The organism is Pelagimonas varians (genome assembly GCF_003208435.1).
In the GTDB taxonomy this organism is placed as follows: domain Bacteria; phylum Pseudomonadota; class Alphaproteobacteria; order Rhodobacterales; family Rhodobacteraceae; genus Pelagimonas; species Pelagimonas varians.
The window spans coordinates 2,501-5,937 of the sequence record NZ_QKMF01000044.1 but is presented as its reverse complement, the minus strand read 5'-3'; the positions used below and the strand labels follow the sequence as shown (position 1 = coordinate 5,937).

General features: G+C 51.8%; 1 tRNA gene and 2 rRNA genes. All 3 read right to left on the bottom strand.

Annotation, left to right across the window (positions count from 1 at the left end):
- Nucleotides 1-44: 44 nt before the first annotated feature.
- Nucleotides 45-121, bottom strand: a tRNA-Met gene (locus C8N36_RS23815).
- Nucleotides 122-367: 246 nt separating this feature from the next.
- Nucleotides 368-482, bottom strand: a 5S ribosomal RNA gene (rrf, locus tag C8N36_RS23810).
- A 121-nt stretch (nt 483-603) separates the two neighbouring features.
- Nucleotides 604-3,425, bottom strand: a 23S ribosomal RNA gene (locus C8N36_RS23805).
- Nucleotides 3,426-3,437: the final 12 nt, after the last annotated feature.

Sequence of the window (3,437 nt, the reverse complement as noted above, 5' to 3'; positions counted from 1 at the left end):
AAACGCCAAAGGCCGCCCGTTGAGGGCGGCCTTTTGGGTATTATTGGTTGCGGGAGTAGGATTTGAACCTACGACCTTCAGGTTATGAGCCTGACGAGCTACCGGGCTGCTCCATCCCGCGACACTATGTTTGTGCTACCGCCTATCGGCTACTTGAGCACGTCCTGGGCTACCTTTTGAGGGGCGTTCCAAGGTATTTGGTCAATTCCCTTTCGGGTCTTGTCCGAATGTCTGTTTTCTCGCGCGCATTGAGGCGTTTGAGAACCGGAGGATCTTTGCATGAGGCATTGATCCGAGGTTAACCCCGTAATCTGGTGTGATGTTGGGGGTTGTTGATATCGTTTAGAGAATTAGAGGTTTTTATTAGGTTTGGCGGTGACCTACTCTCCCACACCTTAAGATGCAGTACCATCGGCGCAAAGGCACTTAACGGCCGGGTTCGGGATGGATCCGGGTGTTTTGCTCTCGCTATGACCACCAAACCGAATAAAAACCTCAAACGACGCTTTTGAGGGCGTCGTAATCAATCAGCGTTGTCCATGTCTTTCGACTTATGTTGTGTATGCTTTTGTTTGGTCAGTAATAGTCTGGCTATTACTGGATCAAATCAAGCCTATCGGACCATTAGTACCAGTCAGCTGAGTGCATTGCTGCACTTACACCTCTGGCCTATCGACGTGGTAGTCTTCCACGGTCCTCAGGGAGATCTTGTTTTGAAGGGGGCTTCCCGCTTAGATGCCTTCAGCGGTTATCCTTTCCGATCATAGCTACCCAGCACTGCTATTGGCATAACAACTGGTCCACCAGTGGATCGTTCACCCCGGTCCTCTCGTACTAGGGGCAACTCTTCTCAAATCTCCTACACCCACGGCAGATAGGGACCGAACTGTCTCACGACGTTCTAAACCCAGCTCACGTACCTCTTTAAATGGCGAACAGCCATACCCTTGGGACCTGCTCCAGCCCCAGGATGAGATGAGCCGACATCGAGGTGCCAAACACTGCCGTCGATATGGACTCTTGGGCAGTATCAGCCTGTTATCCCCGGCGTACCTTTTATCCGTTGAGCGATGGCCCTCCCACTTGGGACCACCGGATCACTATGGCCGACTTTCGTCTCTGCTCGACTTGTCAGTCTTGCAGTCAGGCTGGCTTCTGCCATTGCACTCAACGAGCGATTTCCGACCGCTCTGAGCCAACCTTCGCGCGCCTCCGTTACGCTTTAGGAGGCGACCGCCCCAGTCAAACTACCCGCCACGCAGGGTCCCGGATCCAGATAATGGACCGCGGTTAGACATCAGGCAAAATAAGGGTGGTATCTCAAGGGAGGCTCCACCAGAACTGGCGTCCTGGTTTCAAAGCCCACCACCTATCCTGCACATATTGTGCCTGATGCCAGTGCGAAGCTGTAGTGAAGGTGCACGGGGTCTTTCCGTCTAACCGCGGGAAGCCTGCATCTTGACAGGCAATTCAATTTCGCTGAGTCTATGTTGGAGACAGCGGGGAAGTCGTTACGCCATTCGTGCAGGTCGGAACTTACCCGACAAGGAATTTCGCTACCTTAGGACCGTTATAGTTACGGCCGCCGTTTACCTGGGCTTCAATTCAGAGCTCTCACCCCTCCTTTTAACCTTCAGGCACCGGGCAGGCGTCAGACCCTATACGTCGTCTTGCGACTTCGCAGAGCCCTGTGTTTTTAGTAAACAGTCGCCACCCCCTGGTTTGTGCCCCCGACGATCAAACGCCGGGCCTCCTTCTCGCGAACTTACGGAGGTATTTTGCCGAGTTCCTTCAACATAGTTCTCTCAAGCGCCTTGGTATACTCTACCTATCCACCTGTGTCGGTTTAGGGTACGGTCTCATGAAGGGCTATTTCCAGGAACCGTCTTGAATATGTTCCAATCCGATAAGGAACATACGTCGCCACGATCCGTCACATCCTTCTGGCCCAGGAATATTAACCTGGTTCCCATCGACTACGCCTTTCGGCCTCGCCTTAGGGGCCGGCTTACCCTGCTCAGATTAGCTTTAAGCAGGAACCCTTGGATTTTCGGCGAGAGTGTCTCTCACACTCTTTGTCGCTACTCATGTCATCATTCTCACTAGTGATCTCTCCACCGGATGCCTTACAGCCCGGCTTCATCGAAAGCTCCGTGCGTCCAACACATCCCGAAGGATGCTAAAGACGCATGAAGCTATGTCACACTACGCTCTGCTACCATGCACTATGTGCATCCTAAACTTCGGCTCATGGCTTGAGCCCCGTTACATCTTCGCCGCAGGACAACTTATTTAGACCAGTGAGCTGTTACGCTATCTTTAAAGGATGGCTGCTTCTAAGCCAACCTCCTGGTTGTTTTGGTCGTCCCACCTGCTTTCCCACTTAGCCATGAATTAGGGGCCTTAGTTGTAGGTCAGGGTTGTTTCCCTCTCCACTACGGACGTTAGCATCCGCAGTGTGTCTGCCATCTAGTACTCCCCGGTATTCGGAGTTTGATTAGGATCAGTAAGGCTGTAGGCCCCCATTACCCATTCAGTGCTCTACCCCCGGGGGTATTCGGATGACGCTCTACCTAAATAGATTTCGCAGAGAACCAGCTATCTCCGAGTTTGATTGGCCTTTCACCCCTAGGCACAACTCATCCCGACCTTTTTCAACAGGTGTGGGTTCGGACCTCCAGTACATGTTACTGTACCTTCATCCTGGTCATGCCTAGATCACTCGGTTTCGGGTCTGATCCATCTAACTCAACGCCCTATTAAGACTCGCTTTCGCTGTGCCTACACCTAACGGCTTAAGCTTGCTAGATAGACCAAGTCGATGACCCATTATACAAAAGGTACGCCGTCAGCTCGCAAGGAGCCTCCGACTGATTGTAGGCGTTCGGTTTCAGGTACTGTTTCACTCCCCTCGTCGGGGTGCTTTTCACCTTTCCCTCACGGTACTGGTTCACTATCGGTCAGTAAGGAGTACTTAGCCTTCGAAGGTGGTCCTCCGATCTTCAGACAGAATTTCACGTGTTCCGCCCTACTTAATACGTCCCATTGAGCTTCTCATACGGGGCTATCACCCACTATGGCTGTGCTTCCCAACACATTCTGATCACTCTCAAGGCTCGGCTGGTCCCCGTTCGCTCGCCGCTACTAGGGGAGTATCAATTGATTTCCTTTCCTCCGGGTACTTAGATGTTTCAGTTCCCCGGGTTTGCTCTTTAAGACCTATGTATTCAGTCAAAAAGTACCTGGTTAAGAAAGATATAGGCTGCCCTAAGGCAATTATATCAAACTTTCAGGTGGGTTGCCCCATTCAGAAATCCATGGATCAAAGCTTATTCTCAGCTCCCCATGGCTTATCGCAGAGTATCACGTCTTTCATCGCCTCTTACTGCCAAGGCATTCACCAAACGCCCTTCTCGCGCTTGATTTGATCCAGTAAA